General features: G+C 59.0%; 23 protein-coding genes. 8 read left to right on the top strand and 15 right to left on the bottom strand.

Annotation, left to right across the window (positions count from 1 at the left end; genetic code table 11):
- Window positions 1-15: 15 nt before the first annotated feature.
- From L1C91_RS07460 to L1C91_RS07435, 6 genes are all read right to left on the bottom strand, one after another.
- On the bottom strand, window positions 16-738 hold the full coding sequence (locus L1C91_RS07460; protein ID WP_234858718.1) for a type 1 glutamine amidotransferase: 723 nt from the start codon (window positions 736-738) through the stop codon (window positions 16-18).
- The gene (locus tag L1C91_RS07455) at window positions 739-2,022 is read right to left on the bottom strand and encodes a MurT ligase domain-containing protein (RefSeq protein WP_234858717.1); all 1,284 of its coding nucleotides are present in this window, start codon (window positions 2,020-2,022) and stop codon (window positions 739-741) included. It abuts the gene before it with no gap.
- Between the two features lie 3 nt (window positions 2,023-2,025).
- Window positions 2,026-3,609, bottom strand: a complete 1,584-nt coding sequence (locus L1C91_RS07450; RefSeq protein ID WP_234858716.1) for a DNA polymerase III subunit epsilon — start codon at window positions 3,607-3,609, stop codon at window positions 2,026-2,028.
- A gap of 104 nt (window positions 3,610-3,713) precedes the next feature.
- Window positions 3,714-4,958 carry an alpha-hydroxy acid oxidase gene (locus L1C91_RS07445; protein ID WP_234858715.1) on the bottom strand — a complete coding sequence of 415 codons (1,245 nt, stop codon included), beginning with the start codon at window positions 4,956-4,958 and terminating at the stop codon, window positions 3,714-3,716.
- A gap of 310 nt (window positions 4,959-5,268) precedes the next feature.
- A complete protein-coding gene (gene leuA / locus L1C91_RS07440; RefSeq protein WP_234858714.1) occupies window positions 5,269-7,083 on the bottom strand; it encodes a 2-isopropylmalate synthase in 1,815 nt (604 codons plus the stop codon).
- A gap of 372 nt (window positions 7,084-7,455) precedes the next feature.
- Window positions 7,456-8,370 (bottom strand): DMT family transporter, encoded by a 915-nt coding sequence (locus L1C91_RS07435; RefSeq protein WP_234858713.1) that lies wholly within the window; start codon window positions 8,368-8,370, stop codon window positions 7,456-7,458.
- Between the two features lie 150 nt (window positions 8,371-8,520).
- On the opposite strand from L1C91_RS07435, the gene L1C91_RS07430 reads away from it, so the two are divergent.
- From L1C91_RS07430 to L1C91_RS07410, 5 genes are all read left to right on the top strand, one after another.
- Window positions 8,521-9,297 carry an AzlC family ABC transporter permease gene (locus tag L1C91_RS07430; RefSeq protein WP_234858712.1) on the top strand — a complete coding sequence of 259 codons (777 nt, stop codon included), beginning with the start codon at window positions 8,521-8,523 and terminating at the stop codon, window positions 9,295-9,297.
- Window positions 9,284-9,667 (top strand): AzlD domain-containing protein, encoded by a 384-nt coding sequence (locus L1C91_RS07425; RefSeq protein ID WP_234858711.1) that lies wholly within the window; start codon window positions 9,284-9,286, stop codon window positions 9,665-9,667. Before L1C91_RS07430 ends, L1C91_RS07425 begins: the two co-directional genes overlap by 14 nt.
- A 65-nt stretch (window positions 9,668-9,732) precedes the next feature.
- Window positions 9,733-10,998: an aspartate kinase gene (locus tag L1C91_RS07420; RefSeq protein ID WP_234858710.1), complete on the top strand. Its 1,266-nt coding sequence runs from the start codon at window positions 9,733-9,735 to the stop codon at window positions 10,996-10,998.
- Between the two features lie 15 nt (window positions 10,999-11,013).
- Window positions 11,014-12,060 (top strand): aspartate-semialdehyde dehydrogenase, encoded by a 1,047-nt coding sequence (locus L1C91_RS07415; RefSeq protein ID WP_234858709.1) that lies wholly within the window; start codon window positions 11,014-11,016, stop codon window positions 12,058-12,060.
- Window positions 12,061-12,390: 330 nt separating this feature from the next.
- Window positions 12,391-13,773 (top strand): LPXTG cell wall anchor domain-containing protein, encoded by a 1,383-nt coding sequence (locus L1C91_RS07410; protein ID WP_234858708.1) that lies wholly within the window; start codon window positions 12,391-12,393, stop codon window positions 13,771-13,773.
- Between the two features lie 102 nt (window positions 13,774-13,875).
- Here L1C91_RS07410 and L1C91_RS07405 read toward each other — a convergent pair whose 3' ends face one another.
- Window positions 13,876-14,457: an RNA polymerase sigma factor gene (locus L1C91_RS07405; RefSeq protein ID WP_234858707.1), complete on the bottom strand. Its 582-nt coding sequence runs from the start codon at window positions 14,455-14,457 to the stop codon at window positions 13,876-13,878.
- A gap of 304 nt (window positions 14,458-14,761) precedes the next feature.
- Here L1C91_RS07405 and L1C91_RS07400 point away from each other — a divergent pair, with 304 nt between their 5' ends.
- Window positions 14,762-16,321 (top strand): catalase, encoded by a 1,560-nt coding sequence (locus L1C91_RS07400; RefSeq protein ID WP_328219671.1) that lies wholly within the window; start codon window positions 14,762-14,764, stop codon window positions 16,319-16,321.
- 92 nt (window positions 16,322-16,413) lie between these two features.
- Here the strand turns inward: L1C91_RS07400 and L1C91_RS07395 are convergent, their stop codons facing one another.
- From L1C91_RS07395 to L1C91_RS07370, 6 genes are read right to left on the bottom strand one after another with little or no spacing between them, the layout of a single operon-like run.
- Complete coding sequence (locus L1C91_RS07395; RefSeq protein ID WP_234858706.1) at window positions 16,414-16,722, bottom strand: monovalent cation/H(+) antiporter subunit G; 309 nt, start codon at window positions 16,720-16,722, stop codon at window positions 16,414-16,416.
- Complete coding sequence (locus tag L1C91_RS07390) at window positions 16,722-17,012, bottom strand: monovalent cation/H+ antiporter complex subunit F (protein ID WP_234858705.1); 291 nt, start codon at window positions 17,010-17,012, stop codon at window positions 16,722-16,724. Before L1C91_RS07390 ends, L1C91_RS07395 begins: the two co-directional genes overlap by 1 nt.
- 1 nt (window position 17,013) lies before the next feature.
- Window positions 17,014-17,421 carry a monovalent cation/H+ antiporter subunit E gene (locus L1C91_RS07385; RefSeq protein ID WP_082091695.1) on the bottom strand — a complete coding sequence of 136 codons (408 nt, stop codon included), beginning with the start codon at window positions 17,419-17,421 and terminating at the stop codon, window positions 17,014-17,016.
- On the bottom strand, window positions 17,357-18,913 hold the full coding sequence (locus tag L1C91_RS07380) for a monovalent cation/H+ antiporter subunit D family protein (protein ID WP_234858818.1): 1,557 nt from the start codon (window positions 18,911-18,913) through the stop codon (window positions 17,357-17,359). The genes L1C91_RS07385 and L1C91_RS07380 overlap by 65 nt, the downstream gene beginning before the upstream one ends.
- Before the next feature lie 3 nt (window positions 18,914-18,916).
- Window positions 18,917-19,429: a cation:proton antiporter subunit C gene (locus L1C91_RS07375; RefSeq protein WP_234858704.1), complete on the bottom strand. Its 513-nt coding sequence runs from the start codon at window positions 19,427-19,429 to the stop codon at window positions 18,917-18,919.
- Window positions 19,426-22,431, bottom strand: a complete 3,006-nt coding sequence (locus L1C91_RS07370; RefSeq protein WP_234858703.1) for a DUF4040 family protein — start codon at window positions 22,429-22,431, stop codon at window positions 19,426-19,428. Before L1C91_RS07370 ends, L1C91_RS07375 begins: the two co-directional genes overlap by 4 nt.
- A 122-nt stretch (window positions 22,432-22,553) precedes the next feature.
- Here L1C91_RS07370 and L1C91_RS07365 point away from each other — a divergent pair, with 122 nt between their 5' ends.
- Window positions 22,554-24,014 (top strand): hypothetical protein, encoded by a 1,461-nt coding sequence (locus L1C91_RS07365; RefSeq protein ID WP_234858702.1) that lies wholly within the window; start codon window positions 22,554-22,556, stop codon window positions 24,012-24,014.
- A 211-nt stretch (window positions 24,015-24,225) separates the two neighbouring features.
- Window positions 24,226-24,594, top strand: coding sequence for a hypothetical protein (locus L1C91_RS07360; protein ID WP_234858701.1), 369 nt, complete (start codon window positions 24,226-24,228; stop codon window positions 24,592-24,594).
- An 11-nt stretch (window positions 24,595-24,605) separates the two neighbouring features.
- Here the strand turns inward: L1C91_RS07360 and L1C91_RS07355 are convergent, their stop codons facing one another.
- Window positions 24,606-24,872, bottom strand: coding sequence for a Txe/YoeB family addiction module toxin (locus L1C91_RS07355; protein ID WP_234858700.1), 267 nt, complete (start codon window positions 24,870-24,872; stop codon window positions 24,606-24,608).
- Window positions 24,869-25,111, bottom strand: coding sequence for a type II toxin-antitoxin system Phd/YefM family antitoxin (locus L1C91_RS07350; protein ID WP_234858699.1), 243 nt, complete (start codon window positions 25,109-25,111; stop codon window positions 24,869-24,871). Before L1C91_RS07350 ends, L1C91_RS07355 begins: the two co-directional genes overlap by 4 nt.
- Window positions 25,112-25,576: the final 465 nt, after the last annotated feature.

Raw genomic sequence — 25,576 nt, 5'->3', positions numbered from 1 at the left:
CTGAGGGGCAGTGGGCTAGCGCAGGCGCTCCTTGCGCAGCTGATCAACACAGTCAATATCCAACGGTGCCAACTCGTCGACAGCAACCCCCATCGCGCGAGCAAGCAGCAGATCCGCCAACTCGGGGTTGCGGGCAAGCGCAGGGCCATGCATATAGGTTGCGATGATGCTGCCCTGCACCGCACCCTCTACCCCAACATCCTCGGGGCTACGCGAACCATGGGCGTCACAATTGCCGACGCCGCGGGTCAACCTACCCAGCGGTGACGCATCCGACCCCAAAATGGTCGCGCCCATGTGGTTTTCAAAACCCGTCAGCGGCGCCGTCAAACCATCAATGAGTGGTGTTGATGCAACCTCGCCAATGGTGCGTTTACCCAAAGAGGAGGTCGTGGCGTCAATCAACCCCAGCCCATCAACTATGCGCCCTGCGGCGCGGAAATTAGTTCCAAGCACCTGCAGTCCAGCACAGATCGCCAGGATTGGGCGCCCAGCCTCGGATGCGCGCTTCAAACCACCGTCAGCAGCCAAGTGTTGTGCCGCCAAAATTTGGGCAGTGTCTTCGCCACCACCCACGGTGTAGATGTCTAAGGACTCTGGTATCGCATCACCGTAGCGCAGCTGCTTGACTTCCGCGTCGATGCCACGCATCCGCGCACGCTGACGCAACACCAGGGCATTGCCATCGTCGCCATAGGTGCCCAACACGTCCGGTAGGACCAGTCCGATGGTTAACATTTAGCCCTCCTCGGCGGTACGTGCGGATGCTTTTGCAAGGTCGCGCTTCAAATCGCGGAACGCAGTGTAGTTCGCGAGCACCTCGACCCGACCGGGCGGGCACGCACGGATCGCATCAAGCGTGTTCTTCACCAATTCATGCTCGATCGACGCATAGGTCAAACGCACCGCAAGATCAGTGCCGCGCTCGCCGGCAGCAACCACCGCGACGTCATCAAAATCTTCGAACTTTACATCCCACAACCAGGACAAGTCCTCCCCATCAGCCACCTGACCATTGACGGCAATGACCAGGCCATCGGCGCTACGATCAACCATCGACAGTGCCTCCTGCCAGCCAGCCGGGTTTTTCGCAAGCAGCATGTGCACCTGGCGGCCCTCAAACTCAATGGTGGAGTAACGACCCGCGACCTCCTTGACCTGGCTCACGGCGTCAACAGCCTTCTGCGTATCCGCGCCACCAGTGACCGCTGCCGCCACAGCCTGCGCCGCATTACCGCGGTTAGCATTACCAGGAAGCTGCAGTGACAAGGAGAAACGCCCCTGAGGGGTCACAAGGTCCTCGCCCTCCAACCAATAATCGGGTGCAGGACGGCGGAACTGATGCCCATCCGCCAGGGGCTTAGTCGCACACCAATCCACACCATCCTCCGAACGCACAATGTGACTCTCGGTGCGGGGGCACGAGGTGGAATCCCCCGTCCAACCAGCGCCAGCAGCAACCCACACAACATTGGGATGATCGAATGCAACCGAGGTCACCATGACGTCGTCACAGTTGGCGACCACAGTCATCTCCGGGCGTGCCTGTAGACATTCGCGCAAGCGCCGCTCGATAGTGTTGATCTCTCCAACGCGGTCCAGCTGATCACGCGAGAGATTCAACAGCACCAAACAATCTGCATCAAGCTTGTCCGCGGCGGCAGGAACATGCAGTTCATCGACCTCCAGCACCACACGCTCCGCACCGCGACCCTCCAACAGTGCGGAGATGATGCCGGCGTCCATATTGTCCCCGCCCTCATTGCTGCACACAGGGGAAGTGGTGCGCATGGCAGCGGTCAGCATGCGGGTCGTCGTGGACTTCCCGTTCGTGCCAGTCACGATCGATACCGGCCGGCCAGCGGCAAGATTCTCCATCAGGCTGGGGTCAATAAACCCCGCCACTAGTCCACCAATCATGCCGCCGGCACCACGACCCGTAGCTCGTGAGGCAACGGTTGCGGCTTTCGCAGCAGTGACCGCGACGGCGGTCCTAGCGCGCTGAATAGACTTGCTCTTCATTGCTTACAGTGTAGTACCGGGGGCCACATCTTCCACGAGCGACATGAACTCCGCGTCACTGACCAGGGGGATCCCCTTGCGGTCGCCGTGCATTGCCTTACCCGTTAGGTTGTCCCGCTGATTACACACCACAGCGGAGGTCTGCCGCGTGAGCTTTTCCGAATACGCCAACCCAGTGCGAGCCACCGCCTCGATGATGACATTCGGGTCCATCTCGATCTGCGGCGACACAACAATCTCCATACCCTGCACCAGCCGGTCGCGCAGCACACCCGGATTGATAAATGGTCGCGGTGCGTTCGCGGCGTCAATACGCACAATCGACCGCTGTAAACCAAAGCGATCCCCTTGGATCTCCTTCGGCGTGCGTTCCGCGAGCTCACCTTTGCGCAGCTTGCTGAACATTTCCCACACCAATTCGGTGGATTCGCGGGATACGGCGGCCTCCGGCATCATCGCCCTGCTTATTGACGCCGTGGGATCGACGTCCAGCCCAAGCGTGCGGGCGCAACCACGGATGCGGGTGTCCTCCAGGTACACCCCTTGGCGGCGCAGCGTAGATAAGGTGTCCACAATCCGCGTCGGGCGGGGCAGGCGGGTGAAGTTACGGCGCTGCTGGCCCTTGCGGCCGCGCCCCTTCGACCCCTTGGAATGTCGACGCTCCAGCCGCATGACCGCCCGGGTCTCAGACACAATGAAACCCCAGGTCCGAGGCGCATTATGCATAATGACAGTGCGGCCATCCAAGAAGCGCCCAATCGTGCGAGTCAGACTGGAATAACGGGGGGCCTGCGCAATATCGTCCTCAGTCAACCCATGCAGATGCTTCGGCCCGATGTCAGTGCCGGGATCAAACACACAATGGAATTCATTGACGACGTCGCCGGCCTCAGTGCGGGTTTGAATGTCCAAGGACACCAGGCGCGACGTCGAAGGGTGAATACCCGAGGACTGGATGCTCACGACTGCGTACGGTGCCTCCTCAGGGGGAGCAGGGCGATCGAAGCGCGGGGGAGTGACGTCTTTACGACGGTATGTTGCCGACTCTTGCAGCTGCTGCACGTACTGGGTGTACTGAGGGTAGGAACCCGGCTCTGGCACATGGCGCTTGGACTGCTGATGCTGATGGCGCTGCTCGCGCGGCGCATTGGACTTACTCGGTTTTGGTCCGCTGGAACCAGTAGTACGGGGTTGGGTGCCTGCACTGTCAGCTGGGCCACGCCGCCTACTACTGTGGCGACGCCCCCTGCGCTGATTAGAGCCACCACGAGAGTTACCCAAGTTGGCCGCATTGGGCGTGCCATCTGAGCCTGTGTTGGTACTGTCGCCGCGCGCATTCGGTCGCTGCGACGCCCCGCTGTCGTCAGCGCTCTGCGGTGCCGCCTGAAACTGCGGGCGGGACTGCGCTGGGCGCTGCTGCTGTTTGCCCTTCTCAGCGCTTTGATTAGTGTTTTGGTTTGCGTTGTGTGCCTGCGAGGACCGGCCGCGGCGAGAACGCGACCGACGGCGCCGTGAACGCGAAGACCGCCCCGAACCCTCCTGCGGGTTTCGGCGGCTGTCTTCGCTGGGGGAATTCTCGCTAGTCATTGCGCTTCAGTATAGCGCCTGCGGTTAACCCTCGACGTCTACATCAGCATCCGTCAACAACGTTCAAGGCACACACTCCGGGCCCAGGCTACAAACAGACGAGTTTAGACAGAGGCGTTGAGCTTGACATGCTCCGGAGTGAGCTCATCCAACTTATTGACGCCCAACAGCTTGCATGTGCGGGTCATCTCGTCACGCATGATCTCCAAAGTGCGATCCACACCCTCCTTGCCGCCAGCCATCAAACCGTACAGGTAAGCCCGACCAATGAAGCAGAAATCAGCACCATGGGCAACCGCCGCCAACACATCAGCACCCGACATGATGCCCGTGTCCAAACCAAGCACCATATCCGGCAGAGCCTCACGCACCTGCGGAAGCAAATGAAGAGGCACCGGCGCACGGTCCAACTGGCGGCCACCATGGTTCGACACCACCAAACCATCAGCACCATGGTCGGCACAACGCCGCGCGTCCTCCACGGTCTGCAAGCCCTTCACCACCAAGTTGCCCTTCCACAAATCCCGGATCCAATCCAGGTCATCAAAAGTCAACGTCGGGTCGAACATGCTATCCGCCAAAGACGCCACCGTTCCAGAATGGCGAGACAAAGAAGCAAAACTCAGCGGCTCGTGCGTGAGGAAGTTAAACCACCATTCCGGACGGTACGCGGCGTCAACAACCGTCTTCGCCGTCAACTGAGGCGGAATAGTCATGCCATTACGCACATCCCGCAAACGAGCACCAGCCACGGCAGTGTCCACCGTCACGACTAGCGTTGAAAAACCAGCATCCGCAGCCCGCTGCACCAGCTCCTTGCTGCGCTCACGTTCACGCCACAGATACAACTGGAACCAGCGCTCACCCTCCGGAGCATGCGCCGCGACGTCCTCCATCGAAGCCGTACCCATCGTGGACAAGGTGTAGGCGATGCCGGCATCAGCCGCCGCAGCACTGCCACCATATTCACCCTCGGAATGCATCATCCGAGTGAAGCCCGTCGGAGCAATCGCCAAAGGCATCGACCACTCGCGGCCGAAAATAGTCGTGCTCAAATCCGCATCAGCGACGTTACGCAGCACACCCGGCTGGAACTCGATCTCGCGAAACGCGCGCCGGGCCTTGTTGATCGAAATCTCGTCCTCAGCAGCACCATCGACATAATCAAACGGCGCAGTAGGCGTGCGGCGCTTAGCGATCGCCCGCAAGTCCCACACGTTCGCGGCTTTAGACAGGCGACGTTCCTTGAAATCGAGCGTCGGCTTAGCGAACTGCATCAGAGGCGCAAGGTCGCTGTACTTCGGTACGCGGCGCTTCAGGGCCGGGGGAGTGGGGCGCGAAGGGGACATAACGTGTGCCTTTCTACGGCTGGTGCGGGTGGGGCCCGTTGGGCCTTGTCGTGATTTCACAAGTGTAGGACTGTGTTCGTTTTAGGGGGAACCTTACCCCCCCTAGATGGGGCGAGTGGTCCTCGCGGCGGTGCAGGTTGCCTCATTCGCCGTTCTTTCGCCGCTCCATGGGATACAGAAAACCGGCAGATTTGCCCTTTGTGCGACGGCCACCTGGGAAAATAAACCGCCGGAAGCAAAATCTGCCGGTTTTTTTGTACGACTTCTCTATGTGCAATGGGTGCAGCGCCCATCGTGGGCGCTGCGCTGATTAGCTCAGGGCGCGATTGACTGCGCTAGTAACTGCCTTCAGGGAAGCGTAGGTAATGGAGCCGGCGATACCGACGCCCCAGAACTTCGACCCATTGACGTCCGCCAGTACATAGGCCGCAGCCTCTGCATCGTCACCGGCGGAGCGAGCGTGCTGGGTGTACTCCTGCACCTCGACGTCAATCCCGACGCTTTCCAGGGCGTTCGCGTAGGCAGCGACTGGGCCGTTGCCGCGGCCCTCGATCTTCATGGCCTCGCCGCGCAGCACGATATCGACCGTGATGCGGGCCTCGTCGCGTTCGGTAGACGCGGCGTCAATAGCTACGCTGACCTGCTCCAAGGGGGTGGTGGCGTCCAGGTATTCGGTGGCAAAAATGTCCCACATCTGCTTGGATGCGACTTCGCCGCCCTCGGCGTCGGTGACGGCCTGCACCACCGAGGAGAACTCGACCTGCATGGGGCGGGGGAGGTCGATGCCGTGGTCGGTCTTCATGATGTAAGCGACGCCGCCCTTGCCGGATTGGCTGTTGACGCGGATGACGGCCTCGTAGTTGCGGCCGACGTCCTTGGGGTCGATCGGCAGGTAGGGGACTTCCCACTGTTCGCCGCGCAGCTGTTCCCATGCAACGCTGCTGTGGGTTCCGCCTGGGGTGACTTTGGCTGCCATGGCGTCGAGGCCCTTGTTGACGGCGTCTTGGTGGGAGCCGGAGAACGCGGTGAATACCAGGTCGCCGCCGTAGGGGTGGCGCTCAGGAACGCGCAGTTGGTTGCAGTATTCGACGGTGCGGCGGATCTGGTCGATGTCGGAGAAGTCGATTTGCGGGTCGACGCCTTGGGTCAGCATGTTCAGGCCCAGGGTGACCAGGCAGACGTTGCCGGTGCGCTCGCCGTTGCCGAACAGGCAGCCTTCGATGCGGTCGGCGCCGGCCATGTAGCCCAGCTCGGCTGCTGCGACGCCGGTGCCGCGGTCGTTGTGGGGGTGCAGGGACAGGATGATGGAGTCGCGGCGGTTCAGGTTGCAGCTCATCCACTCGATGGAGTCGGCGTAGACGTTGGGGGTGATCATCTCCACTGTGGAGGGCAGGTTGATGATGATGGGGTTGTCGGGTGTGGGGTCCATGACCTCGACGACGGCGTCGCAGACTTCTTTGGCGTAGGCCAGTTCGGTGCCGGTGTAGGACTCGGGGGAGTATTCCCAGCGCCAGTTGGTGCCGGGGTAGTCCTTGGCGATTTTTTTGATCAGCTCGGCGGCGTCGGTGGCCAGTTTTTTGATAGCTTCTTTGTCTTTGCGGAAGACAACGCGGCGCTGCAGGATAGACGTTGAATTGTAGAAGTGCACGATCACGTTTTTGGCGCCTTCGCAGGCTTCGAAGGTGCGGCGGATCAGGTGTTCGCGTGCTTGGACGAGTACTTGGATGGTGACGTCGTCGGGGATGCGGTCGCCTTCAATGATTTCGCGTACAAAGTCGAAATCGGTTTGGGAGGCGGAGGGGAAGCCGACTTCGATCTCTTTGTAGCCCATTTTGACCAGCAGGTCGAACATGCGTCGTTTGCGTTCGGGCGACATAGGGTCGATCAGTGCTTGGTTGCCGTCGCGCAGGTCAACGGCGCACCATTGGGGTGCGTGGGTGATTTTTTTGTCGGGCCAGGTGCGGTCGGGCAGGCGGATGTCTTCGACTTCTTGGGCGAAGGGTTGGTAGCGGTCGACGGGCATGGAGGAGTTGCGTTGTTTGTTCCATGCGGGTTGGCCGGGTGCGCGGTCGCCGGTTGGGGTGGTGATTTCTGCGGGGGCGGTGAAGAAGGTGTCGTTTGCCATGGGGCTTTCCTTTTCTTTGGTGCCGCGGGGTGTGCGGCTGTGTGGAAGTGTTGCGGGGTGCTGCCGGCAAGCGAGAGTGTCCGCGGCGGTCCGGCTGTTAACCTTGGTGTCCGCCGCGGCGCGTAAGTAGCCCGTTGATTTGCCCACGCGTGTGCCCGTGTGGGCTGGGGTGGGGTGCTGTAAACATGTGACCGACCATACCACTGTGTGGGATGGTCTTTCCAAAATGGGGGTGATGACGTCGCGTTGTGTTGCGGCGGGCTGGGAGGTTGTAGCGGTCCGAGGCCTGGTTCGCGTGTACGGCGTTGCCCTTTATTCTACTGTTTCCTGCAGTGACCCTAAGAGGGTCGAGCGCTCTGATACTTGTGGGGTTTAAGCGTCGGTGCTTTGTGCAGGTGAAGCCTCGCTGTCAGAACCTGTGGCTTCTGCATCTTCTTCGGCGGTTGTTTCGGCACCTTTAATAGACAGTGCGATGGCGGCTGCGAACATTGCGATGAGAGCAGCGCCCATCCAGAGGTATTGGATGCCTTCGATTTGGAATTTCTCGCCGAGGATGAGGTAGCCGAGGGTGAATGCGACGATGGGTTCGCCGATGGTCATCGCTGGCAGGGACTGTTTGAGGTTGCCGGCGTTGAAGGAAAATTGCTGCATGACGGTTCCGACGGTCGCGGAGAACACGAGCATGTAGGGCTCCCAGTTGAGCACCAGGCCCAGTGGACCGTAGTGGAGGAAGATGTCCACCACAGCCTTGGACAGTACGGCGACATAGCCGAAGATTCCGCCAGTGATGACGCCCAGCAGCAGTGCTTTATATTTTTGGGGTCCGCGCTTGGCGATGTAGTCCAGTAGTAAGAAGCCTGCGATGCCGATGATAAGTGCGAGGATCCACCTGTTCAGTGGCGGGTGGGTGAGCCCTGCGGCCGGTTTACCCATGATGACCAGGATGGCGACGGCGGCAGTCAGTACACCGGACCAGAACATCTCTCCGAAACCGATGCGGCGTCGTGCGTAGTGTGCTTCGAGAGGGAAGGTCAGCATCAGTTTGAGCACCAGGATTGGTTGCACGATGAGCACGGTGCCGAAGCCGAAGGCGACTGCTTGGAGACCGTAGGCGATGAGTGCTGTGGATGTTCCTGCCCACCACATGGGTTGCCGCAGGGCAGCGACGAATGCTTCGCGACTGTCCCCTGGGGCGTCTTGGGCGATGCGGTGTCGCACGACGGTACCCCAGGCAATGGTCATTGCCGAGGCGAACGCGAAGAGCACCGCTAGGTAGGAGTTATGCACCCGAAAAACCCTAGTAGATTGGTACGGGATTTGCGTAGATGTTAGCATTTCCTGGAGTGGAATGTCGCGGTCTCGTGCTCTTTTCTGATCTCTTTTACCTGCTGTTTAGTTGTTTTTGTGTGCCATGTTCGGTGTAGGAAGATGTGATTAATGACGTCGCGTTCGACTGTCGGTCCCCAGTTGTTTGCGGTGTCGGTGGGTTTGGTGCCGTTGGGGTTGGCGTTTGGCGTGTTGATTGCGCGGTCGGGGTTTGCTTGGTGGTGGGCGCCGTTGTTTTCTGTCCTCATTTATGCGGGTTCGATGGAGTTTTTGGGTGTGGGTTTGGTTGTGGGTGGGGTGAGCGTTGCGGGTGCTGCGCTGACGTCGTTGATGGTGAATTTTCGCCATATCTTTTATGGCTTGACGTATCCGCGGGAGGTGGTGCGGGGGAGGTTGGCCCGGGCGTATGTGACGTACTCGTTGACAGATGAGACGTATGCGATTGTGTCGGCGGTTCGGGCTGTGGGACCGGTGGCTGATCCCGCTCGGGCTACTGATTGTTCCTTCAATCCAGCCGACTCGCATGGGCTTGCTGAGCAGAGTTCCACTCAGGGTTTGTTGCAACTGTCAGGCCGTGAGTTGTTGGTGGTGCATGTGGTGTGCCAGTCCGTGTGGGTTGTGTCGGGTATTGTGGGCGCGGTGGCGTCGTATGTGGTGCCGGAGGGTGTGCATGGCGTGGAGTTCGCGTTGACCGCGCTGTTTATTGTTTTGGCGTTGGAGTCATTGCCGCCCGGCCGTTGGTGGTTGCCGGTAGGAGCGGCTGCGCTAGTGGGGGTTGTGGCTTCTGTTGTGGTGCCTGGTCGGATGTTGGCTGCGGCGTTGAGTGCGTATTGGTTGTTGCTGTTGGGGGCATATGTTCTTGGGGGTTCGTCTCGTGTGGGGCGTTAATTCTCCTGGTGCGTGGGGCTTGCCGCAGGGGATTACTCCGGCATATGCGTTGTCGGTGTTGCTGGCTGTGGGCGGGGTGACTGTGTTGTTGCGTTGGCTACCTTTTGTGGCAGCGCGTATGGTGGCGCGCTCGGGTTTCGCGCGGGTGTTGCGTTTGTTTATGCCGGTGGGGGTGATGGTCGTGCTGGTGGTTTATTGTGTGCGTGGTGTGCTCGATGATGCCGTAACGGCTGGGGGTGGGCGCGGTTATGTTGCGGTTGTTGCGGCTGTGATGGTGACCGTTGGAGTGCATTGGTGGCGGCGCTCCGCGGCGTCATCAATTCTGGTGGGGACTGTTTGTTATGTGCTTTTGGCTAGCTTGTGGCTGTAGGTGGGTTGTGGTGCGGTAGCATTAGCGGGAAGTAAGATACCTGTCTTCTGAAAGGTGGAATCCTCGTGGCACTGATTGTGCAAAAGTATGGCGGTTCGTCGCTGGAGTCTCCGGAGCGTATCCGCAGCGTTGCCGAACGAATTGTTGCCACGAAGAAGCGCGGGCACGATGTTGTGGTGGTGTGCTCGGCTATGGGGGACACGACTGATGAGCTGCTCGACCTTGCTGCCGCTGTGAACCCGGTTCCGCCGGCTCGTGAGATGGACATGCTGCTGACTGCTGGCGAGCGCATTTCGAATGCTTTGGTTGCCATGGCGATCGAATCTTATGGTGCGAAGGCACAGTCATTCACTGGTTCGCAGGCGGGTGTTCTTACAACGGAACGTCACGGTAACGCGCGCATTGTGGATGTCACTCCGGAGCGTGTCCGTGAGGCTCTCGATGAGGGCAAAATTTGTTTGGTGGCCGGTTTCCAGGGTGTCAACAAGGACACCCGCGACGTCACAACCCTAGGCCGCGGTGGTTCGGATACTACTGCTGTTGCCTTGGCGGCTGCGCTGAAAGCTGATGTGTGCGAGATTTACTCGGATGTTGATGGTGTGTACACCGCTGATCCGCGTATTGTGCCGAACGCTCAGAAGCTTGAAAAGATCTCCTTTGAGGAGATGCTGGAGCTCGCAGCTGTGGGTTCCAAGATTTTGGTGCTTCGAAGCGTGGAGTATGCGCGCGCTTTTGATGTGCCGATTCGTGTTCGTTCTTCGTACAGCAATGACCCCGGCACGTTGGTTGCCGGTTCGATGGAGGAGATCCCCGTGGAAGAAGCAACCCTGGTTGGCGTAGCCACCGATACGTCTGAGGCAAAGGTGACCGTTCTGGGTATTCCGGACACGGTGGGGGAGGCTGCGAAGTTTTTCCGTGTTCTTGCGGACAATGAGATCAACATCGATATGGTGTTGCAGAATGTGTCTTCGTTGGAGGACAACCGCACGGATATTACGTTTACGTGCCCGCGTGCTGATGGGCCGCGTGCGATGGAGTTGCTGAAGCGCTTGCAGTCGGAGGGCACGTGCGAGAACTTGCTGTATGACGATCAGATTGGCAAGGTGTCGCTGATTGGTGCGGGCATGAAGTCCCACCCGGGGGTTACTGCGGTGTTCTGTGAGGCTTTGCGTGATGCGGGTGTGAACATTGAGTTGATTTCGACTTCTGAGATCCGCATTTCTGTGATCTTGCGTGAGGCGGATGTGAAGACTGCTGCGAAGGCTCTGCATGATGCCTTCGAATTGGGTGGCGAGGAAGAGGCCACTGTTTACGCTGGTACAGGCCGTTAAAGGGAGCTTGTTGTTATGACTACTGTCGCTGTTGTTGGTGCTACCGGCCAGGTGGGTCGCGTGATGCGTACCTTGCTGGAGGAGCGTAATTTTCCGGTGGATACGGTGCGTTTCTTTGCTTCCCCGCGTTCTGCTGGGCAGTCGTTGTCTTTCCGCGGCGAGGACATTGTTGTTGAGGATGTGACGGCTCAGACTGTTGAGTCTTTGCAGGGTATTGACGTCGCGGTGTTTTCTGCTGGCGGTGCGGCTTCGCGTGAGTACGCGCCGTTGTTTGCGCAGGCTGGTGCCCGTGTGGTGGATAATTCTTCGGCGTGGCGTAAGGATCCTGAGGTTCCTTTGGTTGTGTCGGAGGTGAACCCGGAGGCTCTGAATGAGGTTCCGAAGGGCATTATTGCGAATCCGAACTGCACGACGATGGCTGCGATGCCTGTGTTGAAGCCGCTTCATGACGCCGCGGGGCTTGTTCGTCTGCATGTGTCTAGCTACCAGGCGGTTTCTGGTTCTGGTTTGGCTGGTGTGGAGACGTTGGCGAAGCAGGTTGCGGAGATCGGTGATCGTAATGTGGAGCTGACGCATGATGGTTCTGTCATGCGCGAGACCGTGGCGGATTCTGAGTTCGGTCCTTATGTTGCTCCGATTGCGTTTAATGCTTTGCCGTTTGCTGGCAATTTGGTTGATGATGGGTCTTTGGAGACTGATGAGGAGCAGAAGCTTCGTAATGAGTCTCGGAAGATTCTTGGTTTGCCGGATTTGAAGGTTGCTGGCACTTGTGTGCGTGTGCCTGTGTTTACTGGGCATACGTTGACGATTCATGCTGAGTTTGAGCGTGCGATTACCCCTGAGCAGGCCGTTGCGGTTCTTAATGACGCCGCGGGGGTTGAGGTTGTGGATGTTCCGACGCCGTTGGATGCTGCGGGGAAGGACCCGTCATTGGTGGGTCGTATTCGTCAGGATCAGTCGGTGGATGACAACAAGGGTTTGGTGCTTGTTGTTTCTGGTGACAATCTGCGCAAGGGTGCTGCGTTGAATACGATTCAGATTGCTGAGTTGTTGGTGCGCTAGTTTTTGTGCGCTGGGGGTGGAAAAAGGGTGGTCGCGGTGTTTTTCGTCGACCGCCCTTTTTGTGTTGTTGGCTAGCCGGTGTGGGCGCATTGGTGTGCTCCTTTCACTGCGTGTGGTTTTCTTGTGCCACCGTGTGTACCACAGTGTTGACAATTGCAGCGCTTACTTTGTTGAAGTAGTTGCGCAGTAGGGGTCTGGGGTGTAGTCTAATGACGGCGTTGAGCTGGAATTTTACTGAAATCCTGTGGATATGTCCCCTTTTATGGAAATTTCCTGTCATCAGTGCTAGCGTGACCAGAGAAGTTTGTCCAATTTTTTTAGGAGTTTATTATGCGGCGTTCTTTTGCTGCTGTAGCGGCTGCGTCCGCTTTCGCTTTGAGTGTGCATGCTGCACCTGCTTTCGCTGAAGAGGCTCAGCAGTCGGTTCCCGCTGAGGCTGCACCGGCACCTGCTGAAGACAAGCAGCCGGCAGCGGACGGCGCTAAGGCTGCACCGGCACCTGCTGAAGACAAGCAGCCGGCAGCGGACGGTGCTAAGGCTGCACCGGGTAAAGAAGCTGAAGGTGAAAAAGAGGGCGAAAAGCCTGCTCTGAACATCGGCGATAACGGCTACGTTCAGCCCGAAAACGGTTTCACCCGTGGCGAGGTCGTTAAGACCGAAGAGAAATTCACCAACGACAAGGGTTGCAACAACTGCACCCGCACCACCGAGACCATCAGCAATAAGGTCAACCTCGAGGGTGCTGCAGTATTCAACATGGATCTGAAGGACTACTCCAACAACGGCTTCACCAAGAAGGTCTGGAATCCCAACAACCACCCGAACTTCAACCCTGAGGGTGACAAGAACCCCGAGGGCGCTGGTCCCGGCAACGTTGAGATGCAGCATTACCTACTCGGCAAGAGCATCATCGCTTGGCGCCCGGTGTTCGCTACCGACTACCCGATGAGCACCGCTGAGATCACTATCGATCTTCCGGATGAAGGCTACGTGGCTTCTGACGCTACCAGCTGGTACGTCGACCGTTACCTGCCTGCTGTCGGTGGTAAGCAACAGCCTTACAAGAACAAGATGGTTCCTTCCGAGGTAACTGTGGTGGGCAAGAAAGCTACCGTCAAGTTCGCTTCCCCGATCGACGCTTACAGTGGTTGGGCTGGTGTCTTCACCAAGGACTACGGTGAGAAGGGCTTCGACAAGATCAAGAACGCCAACAAAGAGGCGACCATGAAGGTCACCGGCGAGTGGGACGTCGAGAAGATCAAGAAGATGACGGAAGAGGCTAAGAAGGACGGCAAGACCCTCTACGGCAACCCCATCGCTTTCAAAGATGGCTCCCTCGAGAAGGTCACCGAGACCTGCGATTGCCCTCCGGAAGAAGATCCCGGTAACCCCGGTCACAAGCCCAGCAACCCCTCTGGTTCCTCTGACGTGCCCGGTTGGTTGATCCCCATTGCTGCTATTCCGCTGATCCCGGCTCTGGTTGGTTCCTCCACTGGTTCCTCCACCCCGGCTCCTGCAGCTCCTGTTGCAGAGGCTCCGGCTGCTGAAGCTCCCGTGAAGGGCATTGAGAAGGGTGTTGCAAAGCAGCAGGCTCCCGCCGCTTCCGAGAAGCGCGTGCTTGCTAACACCGGTGCTGACGTTGCTGGCCTCGCTGGCTTCGGCGCTGCACTGATGGCCGCTGGCGCTTTCGTCGCTGGTCGCCGCCGCAAGTAACATCACAACTTAGTCGGGCCCCGCGGGGCCCGACGGGTTAAATAACGCCCGCCGCACTGTTTAGTGCTGGCGGGCGTTATGCGTTTTTTGATGCGCTGTTTTTTAGATGACGCGCAGTCCGGGCGAGTCTTCGCCGCTGTTGGTTTCGGTGGAGGCTGCGATGATGTCGGCGCGGGCGCGGGCGACGCGGGACCGGATAGTTCCTACGCGAACGCCGGCGATTTTCGCGGCCTCTTCGTAGCTAAATCCCAATACTTGGGTGAGGATCAATGCTTCACGCCGCTCTTCTGGCAGCTCGTCGATGAGCAATCGGGCGTCGACCCACTCGGACCAAGAATTAGACGTCGGGGTGGTAGCTTGTGCGTCTTCGTATTCGGTTGCGGACTTCAGCGGTCGGGCTCGATCGTGGCGGATGCTATCTACCCATGTGCGGCGCGCAAGGGAAAGGATCCATGTGCGGGCGCTGGAGCGTGCGGCGAAGCGGGGCAGTGCCCCTAGGACGCGCAAGAAGGTTTCTTGGGTGAGGTCATCGGCAGTGTCGGGGCTGCTGAGGTGCGCGAGCAAACGCCAGACGTCTTTGTGTGTGGCACTGATGAATTCATCGAGGGCCTGACGGTCACCACGGCCGGCTTTGAGCGCTAGCTGGGTGACGTAGGCGTCGGTTTCTACGTCGGCATAGGTCACGGTGTTCTACTTTAGCAGGGGGTGCTTTTGCCTAGTGACTTTCCAGGGTAGTGCGTAGGGTGTGACAAGCTGTCGTGTGCGCTGGCTGAGTGGTGCGTGCCCGATCATAGGTAATTATTAATAGGTTTCCAATTGATTGGCTCGAAATGGTTTGCGGCTTTTCCTATAGAGGTGTATCTTATGAATTGTTAGAAATTCATAGGGCCAACTTAAGCAGAGTGCTTAAGTGATGCAGAGGACCAGCCCCCGCTGCAACACCGGCCCGGGAGCATAACTCCCACACTTCGTATAAAAGGAGCAACGCATGACCAACCAGTCTGCATCCAACAACATGCCCAACGTTGACGACATCGTCAGCCGCGGCCAGTGCCCCGTCGCCCACGGCGCTGCCACCTCTCTCGCTGGCGCTCCTGTTGCCAGCGAGAACCACTCCATCACCACCGGCCAGCAGGGAAGCGTCGCACTGCACGACTTCCACCTGATCGAAAAGCTCGCCCACTTCAACCGTGAGCGTGTCCCGGAGCGTGTCGTCCACGCTAAGGGCTCCGGCGCTTTCGGCGAGCTGACCGTCACCGAGGATATGTCCCCGTACACCTGCGCGGCACTGTTCCAGAAGGGCACCGTCACCCCGATGCTCGCCCGCTTCTCCACCGTCGCCGGTGAGCAGGGCTCTCCCGATGCATGGCGTGACGTCCGCGGTTTCTCTCTGAAGTTCTACACCTCTGAGGGGAACTACGACATCGTCGGCAACAACACCCCCGTGTTCTTCATCCGTGACGGCATCAAGTTCCCCGACTTCATTCACTCCCAGAAGCGCCTCCCGGGTTCCGGCCTGCGTGATGCGAACATGCAGTGGGATTTCTGGACCCGCACTCCTGAGTCCGCACACCAGGTCACTTACCTCATGGGCGACCGCGGCATCCCGAAGGACTTCCGCCACATGGACGGCTTCGGTTCCCACACCTACCAGTGGATTAACGAAGCTGGCGAGCGTTTCTGGGTGAAGTACCACTTCAAGACCCGTCAGGGCTGGGAAACCCTCACCGATGCTGAGGCGACCGAGCTTGCAGGTCAGGACGCCGATTCCTCCCGCACCGACCTGTACGAAGCTATCGAGCGCGGCGACTTCCCCGTCTGGGATGTCAAGGTGCAGATCATGCCGGTCGACGAGGCAGAAGGCTACCGCTACAACCCCTTCGATCTGACGAAGACTTGGTCGCACAAGGATTACCCGTTGATCCACGTTGGTCATTTCGAGTTGAACCGCAACCCGCAGAATTTCTTCGCTCAGATCGAGCAGGCTGCGTTTGCGCCTTCTAACTTGGTTCGCGGTATCGGGTTCTCCCCGGATAAGATGCTGATCGCTCGTGGTTTCGCTTACGCTGATGCGCATCGTTACCGCGTGGGTGCGAATTCCGAGCAGTTGCCGGTGAATGCTCCGGTGTGCCCTGTGAATTCCTACTCGCAGGATGGTGCGATGACGTACTCTTTCCAGGCTCCGACTCAGCCGGTGTACTCGCCTAATGGTGAGGGCCGCGACAATGGTGCTTTGGATCCTGAGGGTTCTTCCGGTTCCGGTGTGACTGTTGGTGTTGCTGGCGATCTGGGCCTGTGGGACACCCACGGTACTGACTTCACTCGTGGTGCTTACGTGCAGCATGCCGAGGATGATGATTTCATCCAGGCTGGCATCCTTGTGCGCGAGGTGCTTGATGACGCCGCGCGCGAACGCTTGGCGGGCAACATTGCGCGTGCCATGGGTGGTGTGAACGAGCGTGTTGAGCAGCAGTGCTACGAGTACTGGACCAACGTTGACGCTGACCTTGGTGCTCGCGTGAAGGAGCTTTTCCAGGCAGCTAAGTAAGGCCGTCTAAGGGGTCAAAAAGGGCGGGCATGTTTCTTGAAGTCGAGAAACATGCCCGCCCTTTCGTCGGCATTATGCCTACATGACACTGATTATGTTGTGTGCTGCTCCTGTTCGGTGTTGTAGATGGAGCGACCAACATAGAAGTTCGACACGCTAGCCACCACAAGCAGGCCCATAACAGCTAAAACCACGCGAACAAGATTGTGCCAGTCAAACCCGCCCACAGCGGTGTCCTGGACAAACACCCCGATGACCGCCAGTGGCAACGCAACATAGCTCAGAACGCTCATCACATTGACCTTGGACAAAGCATCCGGGGCTCGCACTACAGCGATAGCCGTAACGACTGCGGCCACAGCCGCAGCAACAAACAACACGGCAGCAACAACACTAAGCATTAGCGGCGCCCCCTAGACAGCATCCGGGCCAACGACACTGTAGACAGGCCACCAAGCAACGCCGCCAGCACAGCAACTTCGAAGACAATAGAGACGTCAGCAAACACGCTCCACACCAGGAACACGCCGACCATCCCGTAGAAAATCAGATCGGACATCACAATCCGAACCGCAGCACTGCGGGTGCGCACAACAATCACCAAACCGACCCCAATACACAACGCGAACGCTGCAATTCCGGCGCACGAAACCCAACCAAACCAAGTCGGTACAGACTCAAAATTCAACACCTTAAGCCCCTTCCACCGCAGGCCACAGCCTACGTTCCATATCGGCCAAACCGTCCAAAACTTCCTGCTCATCCGCACCAAAAACGGCCTGCACCAGCAAGTATTCCGGAACCCCCGCGGCGTCATCAATCACACCAATGCTCATGGTGCCGGGAGTCATCGTGATCGACGTCGAAAACGCCGTCACCAACGCATCAGAGGTCACCCGCAGCGGATAGCGCACCACCGCAGGATGCATCTGAGACTGCGGCCGAAGAGCATCAACAGCGATCGACCACGCACCAGCAAACACCTGGCCAATCAGCCACAACGAATACACAACCCAATGGGCAAACAATCGCATCCTAATGCCCCTCTCCGACTGCATCAGCAGGATCGCCCAACACAGCGTGCTGGTAACTATCCACATCAACCAACTGGGCGGAAGCATGATCCACTGCAGCAAACAACGGGCCAACCGCAACGAACATAGCCAAGGACACAGCCGCCATAGCAGCAGCCGGGGCCAGACGCGGCAACGTCACCACAAGGCCCGGCGGAGTGCGTTCCGCATCCGTATCCTTGCCCCAGAACACCTCACGCCACAGGCGCAGCATCGAAAACAGCGCACCAAGCGACGCAACAATAATCACCCCAATGGCAACCCACGCCTGGGTATCACCCGAGCGCGCAATCTCCATCACGGCGAAAACCTTCGCCCACACACCGGAAAACGGCGGCAAACCAACGATCGAAAACGCGCCCATCACAAACACGGCAGCGACCAAAGGATCACGCCGCGCCAGACCAGACAACTGGTGCAGACGCCCCGTGCCGTAGGTTTCCTCGATCGCACCGGTCGTCAACACCAACGCGCCGATAGTAACCATGTGGTGCAGCATGTAGAACAAACCAGCGGCCAGCGCCGACTTCGGATCGGAGGCAACAAAAGCCAACATGATCACGATGAATGGCATGCCGCCCACCATCTGATAGGCAACCACACGGCGCATCGTGTACTCGCCCAAACCAGCGAAAGAACCGACCATCATCGACGCGATCGTGAAGATCATAATCAGGTCCGACCAGCGAGTATCCAGACCGAACACCACCGTGAAGATGCGGAACAGTGCGTACACCGCAACCTTTGTGTGCAGGCCGGAAAACAGCGCCATGACAGCCGGAGACGTCCCGGGGTACGTGCGGGGCAGCCAGGTGTGAACAGGGAACACACCGGCCTTCACAACCAGCGCGATCACCACCAAACCCATCGCCACAACAACAGGCTTGTCACCACGCGCCGCGCCGGCTAGCACCGCAATGTTCGCCGACCCATAGGTGGCGTACACCAAGCTCACACCAATCAGCAGCACAGTCGACGTCGCCAGGTTCACCAACACGAACATCCTGCCGCCCGCCAGACGCGACCACGTGCCCGTCATAGCAATCAGGCCGTAAGAGGGCAGCAGCATCACTTCGATAAACACAAACAGGTTGAACAAATCACCCGTCATCAACGCGCCGTTGACACCCGCCGTCAGCATCAGCGCCAACGCCGGATAGAACCGAGCGCGGGTTTCCCCCACAACAGTGGCGAACCAGTTAGCCGTTAGCGCCACCAATGACGTCGCGACAATCATCAACGCAGTCACACCATCGGCGACAAACGGGATGGCGACACCACCCGTGTACAGGCCAACGTTATGGGCCAACGGGGCATCATAGGTGGCGGAATACAGCCACAGGCCAGCAACAATGCCGAGCGCCGGCACCGCGAAGTGCAGCACATCGCGTGCCACCCCACGGACAATCACAGCCAGCGCAGCAGCAACCAAAGGAACCGCCACAAACAGCGGCAGCATCGAGGCAGCATCCAAGGCCGCGCCGTGGGAAGCGCCTGCTGCAGCAAACATCTGCGTCATCATCTACTGCTCAGCTCCTTGAGTGCCCTGAGCGCCATGAGTGTCTTGAACGCTACTGCTCGCACCATCGTGTTGCTTCTGCTGTTGCTTCTCGTGCCGCTGCCGCTCAGCCTCATGCACAGCATGCACACGGCGTCCACGACGACTAGTCGGAGAAATAGGGGAGGCCTTACGCGCACGCGAATCCAAAGAAGACTCATGCTCAGGGTCCTCCGCACTACGCGTATCATCCGAGCGGCCCAACGCCGCCAAAGCCAACATGAATGCCGTCGTCGCCATCGTGATCACAATTGCCGTCAGCACGAAAGCCTGGGGCAGAGGGTCCGCGGCGTCATCAATAGATGTGCGCCCAGCGAAAGGCTCACCGCGCCATGCGCCGATACCCGCAGCCAAAATAATCAAGTTGGTCGCATGGCTAATCAAACCCATGCCAATAACAATGCGGACCATTCCGCGCTGGAGCGCCAAGTAGACACCGCCAGCCATCAACACAGCAATAGTCAAGGCGATAATCATCGGCGATCATCCTCTTTCTGTTCGCCGGGTGGGGCAACCGTCTGCGCGCTAGCCCCACCATTCGTAGCGTTGGGGGTCGTAGCGCTGGGGATGAAGCGGGCGCCAACCACCGAATGCACCGGCGAGGTTTGAGCCTCACGCTCCGCGCGGGCCTGTTTGTGAACATCCGACGCAGGCAGTGGATTCGACGTGCTGCGAATGAAAGGCAGCAGCACCTTGTCCACGCCCGGGCGCCGAGTCCCACCCAAAGCATTGATAGCCAACGTGACCATTCCGAGTACCGCGAGGAACACACCGACGTCAAAAATCATGGAGGTCGTCACGTGCTCGCCAGCGATATGTCCGTGGATCGGGAAGAGGAAGGACCCCTTCAACAAACCAAGGAACCCAGAGCCAAGGGCAGTCAACATGCCCACACCAGTCAGGATGAACGGCAGGTTGGGGCGAACAATCCGACGGTCAGCAGGCTTAGACAAGTAAGCCAACATGATCGCACCGCTGGCCACCAGAGCAGCAATAAAGCCACCACCAGGGGCATTGTGGCCACGCATGAAGATGACAAAGCTCAACACGAGCAGCACCGGCGACAGCACCTTCAACACTGTGCGCAGCGGGATTGAGTTGCTGAGCTCCATACCGAAGGGCGCGGGAGTGTCCTCATCCCGACTATGGCGGGGGATCGAGCCGACCACCGCGGCGATCACCACACCAGCCATGCCCAACACGCTGAGCTCACCCATGGTATCCAGCGCACGGAACTCAACCAGGATCGTGTTGACAACGTTATTGCCGCCCGAAATGCCGGGGGCTTCCTGCAGGTACCACATCGCCAAATCCGGCCGACCGTGGCGACCCACCAGCGTGTACACGCCGATGAACGTCACGATACCAACCAACACCGCCAAGGTGCCAGCGGAAAACTTCTTGGTGTTGCCCGTCTGTAGGAAATCCGTGGGCTGGAAGCGGACAACCATCATCATCACGACCACAATCAGCAGCTCCACCAGGAACTGCGTGAGGGCAACGTCGGGCGCGCCCAACAGCAAAATCTGCAGGGTCACACCGACGCCTGCGATGCCCAGCAACACCACAGCCAACAGACGATTGTGGGTGCGCACCAGCGCCAGCACGCTCACGACCACGATGATCAGCGGCAGTACATCCATCGGCTGGTCAATCCCCGGAACACGCGGCGCAAGCTCGATACCCGTCGAGCCGGGGCTCAGCAGCACCCCACCGGCGAGATAGAGGATCAGCAGCAGCGGGTAGGTCAAGTGACGTGAAGGGCTGAGGGAATCCGCCATTGACGCCGCAAAACGACCCCACTTTTGTGAACGGTTGTAGAGCTTATTGAGCAGATCGTTACCGGTTGTCGGGAAGAAGTTCTTCGGGGTGATCCACTCAAACAGTGCGTGACGGTAAGCCACCATCACTAGCGCCACGCACATAGCTACCGCGGAAATCAGGAAGGGCAACGTGATGCCATGCCACAGTGCCAAATGCAGGTGGGCCGGATGCGCCGTGGGGGCCGCGGCCGCCACCAAGGAATCGATGGGGGAGTCCAGACGGGATAGGAAAAAGACGATGGGTAATGACGCCACGCCGGGCAACGCGGCAGGCAGCCACAGGCGCACAGGTGCTTCGCGTACCTCCGACATGTCACGGCGACCGTCGACAAACGCGCCGAACACCAGCCGGGTGGAGTAGGTCATGGTGAAAACAGCGCCACTGAACGCGGCGATAAGCAAAACGATTACACCGCCGTTAGCTAACGGTGCACCGGTGAAGGCCTCCAGCATGGCTTCCTTGGACACGAAGCCAAACATCGGTGGAATAGCCGCCATCGACAAAGCGCCGATGACCACAGCTGTGAATGTGAAGGGCAGCTGCTTGTACATTTTTCCTAGGCGGCGCACGTCACGGCTATGTGCTTGGTGGTCAATCACGCCAATCAGCATGAACAGCGAAGACTTGAACATGGCGTGCGCCAGGGTGTGCACCGCAGCAGCCGCCAAAGCGAAAGGGGTTCCAACACCAATGGTGGCAACAATCCAACCAAGGTGGGACACCGTCGAATAAGCAGTGAGCTTTTTCAGGTCGGTCTTTTGAATAGCGAATAGCGAGGCCATCACGGCAGTGGACATGCCAACGCCGATCAACAGAACATTCCACACATGGTTGTCATGGAACACTGCGGAGAAACGAAGCAGCACGTACACACCGGCCTTCACCACCGCAGCAGCATGCAGAAACGCCGACACGGGGGTGGCCGCAGCCATCGCCTCAGGCAACCAGAAGTGAAAGGGCAACTGGGCAGACTTCGTAAACGCCGCCACAGCAAACAACACAGCCAAGGCGGTCGCCATGCCTGGCCGCTCTACCCAAAACTCCGACTGCAAAATCTCATGCAAATCAGTGGTGCCAGCTGCTGTAGCGGTGATCGCAGTGGCGGCCAAAAGGGACAAACCGCCGGTGAACGTCAACACCAACGTGCGGATAGCTCCCGCTTCGCCACCGGAACCAGCGCGCGCGATCAAGAAGAAGGAGCCAATAGAGACAAACTCCCAAGCGATAAACAGCACCACAATGTCATTAGCCAGCACCAGCAACAACACAGCCAGCATGAACGCCGACATGATCACATAAAAACTCGTATTCGAGTCCTTATGGTGCAAATAGCTCGCCGAATAGATGAACACCACCGCGCCCACACACAGCGCAAGCATCGCGAAGAACACGCTGAGCGCATCGCCACGGAACGCGACGTCAATATGCTGACCAGGTGCGGGGAAATCCCGCACCCACCTGGCCGACCATTCGACCGCCCCCGAACCATCCCCGCCAACTGCAAAAACGGTGGGGAATGTGCCCGCCAACACGCCGGCTGCGGCAACATACATCAGTCCCAAAGGTACACCCGCTGCGCGGTCCATAACCCGGACCAGCACAGGGGAGCACACAACAGCTAAAGCTGCTATGCCAAGAACAATCATCAAAGACACGGGGCTTTTCCACCTACGATCGTCACATTTTCACCGTTTTCCAACGTTACCAGTGTTTAGTCCCGCGCTTGCCCGGTGCGCCTATCAATAAGGCAGCCGCAAAACCCCTACATTCATCAAGCATGAGGCTAAAGTCGCGCACCCCCCAGATACTTCTCGCGCTCGCAGCCGTGGCCACCGTCGCCTGCGGCGCAACCTATACTGCGACGACCGACACCGGCATCGCATCCACCTGGACCGGGCCCGAAGAACCCGAAGGGGCCCCCAGTGCGCAGATTGACGCCACCACAGCCCAAGCTCTCACCGAAGCTCGCCGCGCGGCGGGCGAAGCCGCAGCCCAAGCAGGGTTCCTCGACACCGGCGTCCAAGAGCTCAAGGGCGGCATCGGGCAACTCAGTAGCCGATCCGGCGAGATCATCGACGGTGCCGCACAACTGCACGACGGCGCAGAACAGCTCAACCAGGGGCTCATCCAACTCCAAGCCGGCACGGGGCAGCTCGGCAACGGAGCCACCCAAGTCGCCGACGGAGTCGCCCAAGCCGTTGAACAGGTGCAAGCAGTAGCCGTCATTCAGTCCCAAGTCCTGGGCGCCATGGACCAAGCGGACAAAGAACTCGCCCGCTCACAAGACCCCGACATCGTCAACCTCCGCGGCCAGCTCAAGGAATTGCGCACCCAAGCCGAACAATTCGGCATCGACGGCGAACTCGCCGACAAACTCGACCAGCTGCGCAGTGGTTCCCGCGAAGTCGCTAACCAACTCGCGGTCCCCGGCTACGGCTACCACGACGGAATCTACAAAGCAGCACAAGGCGCAAAGCAACTATCCGAAGCCACCGGTGAACTAGACAGCGTGGCCAAGCAAGCCACCGATGGCATCGGCCAACTCGACCAGGGCGCCACAAAAATCGCCGACATGTCCGCAAAAAACCAAGACGCCGTCGCAGGCGTCCAACGCGCACTCCCACGCACCAGCGCAACCCCCGCGGCGTCAACAAGCGGAAACAACACTGATGACGCCGCCCCTGCCGAACGCGGCAGCCTGCCCCCACTGTATGCAGTACTCATTGCGGCAGCCACGCTGCTTGGCGCAACGCTGACCCGCATCAACGCGAAGAAGGATTGGTGGCAGGTTCTTGCGATTTCTACAACCGCTACCGTCACCTACGCCATCTTGGCAGGCACGGCGACAGCCGCTGGGGTCGTGCAGGCCTGGATTCTGCTGACCGTTGCAGCCTATGGGGCGACAGCAGGCACCCAGTGGGCGCGCCGGGCACTGGGACCAGCAGTCGGAATGCCGCTGATTTTTGCTACTGTCGCAGTTCAAATTGGTGTCGTGACCTGGGCGTGGAAGCAGTCCACTGCGGTAGAGCTTGGCCGCGGGTGGGAAATTGTCAACGCTTTGATGCCGGTGAACTACCCGGCGTTGGGCTTGAGCACACTGGGCAATAATGGTCTGGTCGCGCCGATGCTCCTGTCCCTTGCGGTGGTTGGTGTGCTGGCGGTGTGCACCGTGGTCGGCAACGGCCTGTCGCAGCGCGCAGCCCTGCCGGAATCAGAACTGGAATCAGAAGAGGCCTAGGGGCGCAAAAACATACCTGGGTATGACGATGCGTAGGGCTTGCTGTCGGTAGCATGAGCGCCGTGGCAGCCGCAGCTGAGCGTCGGGGTCATTGTGTTGGTTGCGCCTATATCTCTATGCGACGTGTGAAAACTAGTGCAATCGTTGTGTTGATGGCCGTGATGCAGCTCGTGTTCATTGTGTGCGCCCTGGCTCTAGGCTTTGTGTTGGGGTGCCAGGACAGCTGGCGGCAGGCATGGTTTTGCCGCTCATACTGGCAGTAGTCCCGGGGATTGCTGTGGTGGCGTGGCAGTCGTTGCTATCGATGCTTATCAGGTCTTTTACCGCGCCCATTGGTATTGCGCTTGTTGCATCCGTTCTCTCTATCGGTGTTTTGGTTGGGGGTGCGACGGCTGCCACCTACGGTCTTGCACCCGCTATGTTGACCAGCGTCATGTGGATGGGAAACACGGCGAGCGCGAATGCGCAGAACCTCACGTGGGGGTCATTCATCCCCTATGCCGTTGCCGCCCTGTTTTCCACTGTCATAGCTTTCGTAGTTGCTGCTGTGTTTTTGAATAGGACGGACGTTCGGTCATAGGGCGGCTCGAGCTATTCGTAGTGGGTCCACATGCGCAATACGTGCACCACCTGCTCGTCGGGGAAGACCTCGTAGACCAGCCTATGCTGGATGTTTATTCGGCGTGAGTAGCAACCGCTAAGGTCACCCACCAGTTTTTCGTAACGGGGTGGTGTCGCGAATGGATCTTCGCCGAGCAACTCGAGCAGTGCCTGTGCCTTGCGCTTAAGGCCCGACGCTGCGAGCTTTTTCGCGTCCTTTTGCGCTAAGCGGGAGAAGACCACGCGCCACGTGCTCACCAGTCGAGCTCCTCGGAGCCGGCTTCGATCCCCTCGCTGCGAGCGGTCTGGATTGACTGAGTCATTCCAGGGATAGAGCTCAAGTGGATGGTTTCTTGGATCGCTCGCCAGTCGTCTTCCCCGACCAGCACGGCATTGCCCCGAGCACCGGTGATTGTGATTGGTTCAGCATCAGCATTGACTTGGTCAATGAGCCGATATAGCTGAGAGCGAGCATTAGTGGCGGCGATGGCAGTCATACCTAGAGCGTACGTTATTACGTACGTGTCTGCAATGGTGAGACGATCAGTAGCGCCATATCGACAAGGGCGTTGCCACACTCAGTTCATGCGCTGGTAAAACCCCAAACCCGACCCTCACTATCCCGGATGCGTGGTAGTAATCGATACCCTGTACCACGGGCTCATTGCCCTGTACGCATGTACGCGATACTGGACCCTACACGGTGAAAGAAGACTTGAACTTCCTAGCCAGGCCCAGTGGCGTGCCATAAGGTGTGGCCGAACCCAAAAAAGGGGGCGGTCACGTGCATCCCACTGATAGCTACCAACCAGCGGTGCTCAGGCCAACAGTTTAATGGCTCTTCCGTTTTTAGAGTGCGTTGATCTTCCCCTGCAGCTGTCCGGAGTGGATCAAGCACCGCAAGATGTAGTGGTTGAGATTCCTGAAGCCCAGGGCGATCCCGCGCAGGTGCTCGAGCCTGC

This window comes from Corynebacterium argentoratense (genome assembly GCF_021491455.1).
In the GTDB taxonomy this organism is placed as follows: Bacteria; Actinomycetota; Actinomycetes; order Mycobacteriales; family Mycobacteriaceae; genus Corynebacterium; species Corynebacterium argentoratense_A.
This window is presented reverse-complemented; position numbering and strand designations above follow the sequence as displayed.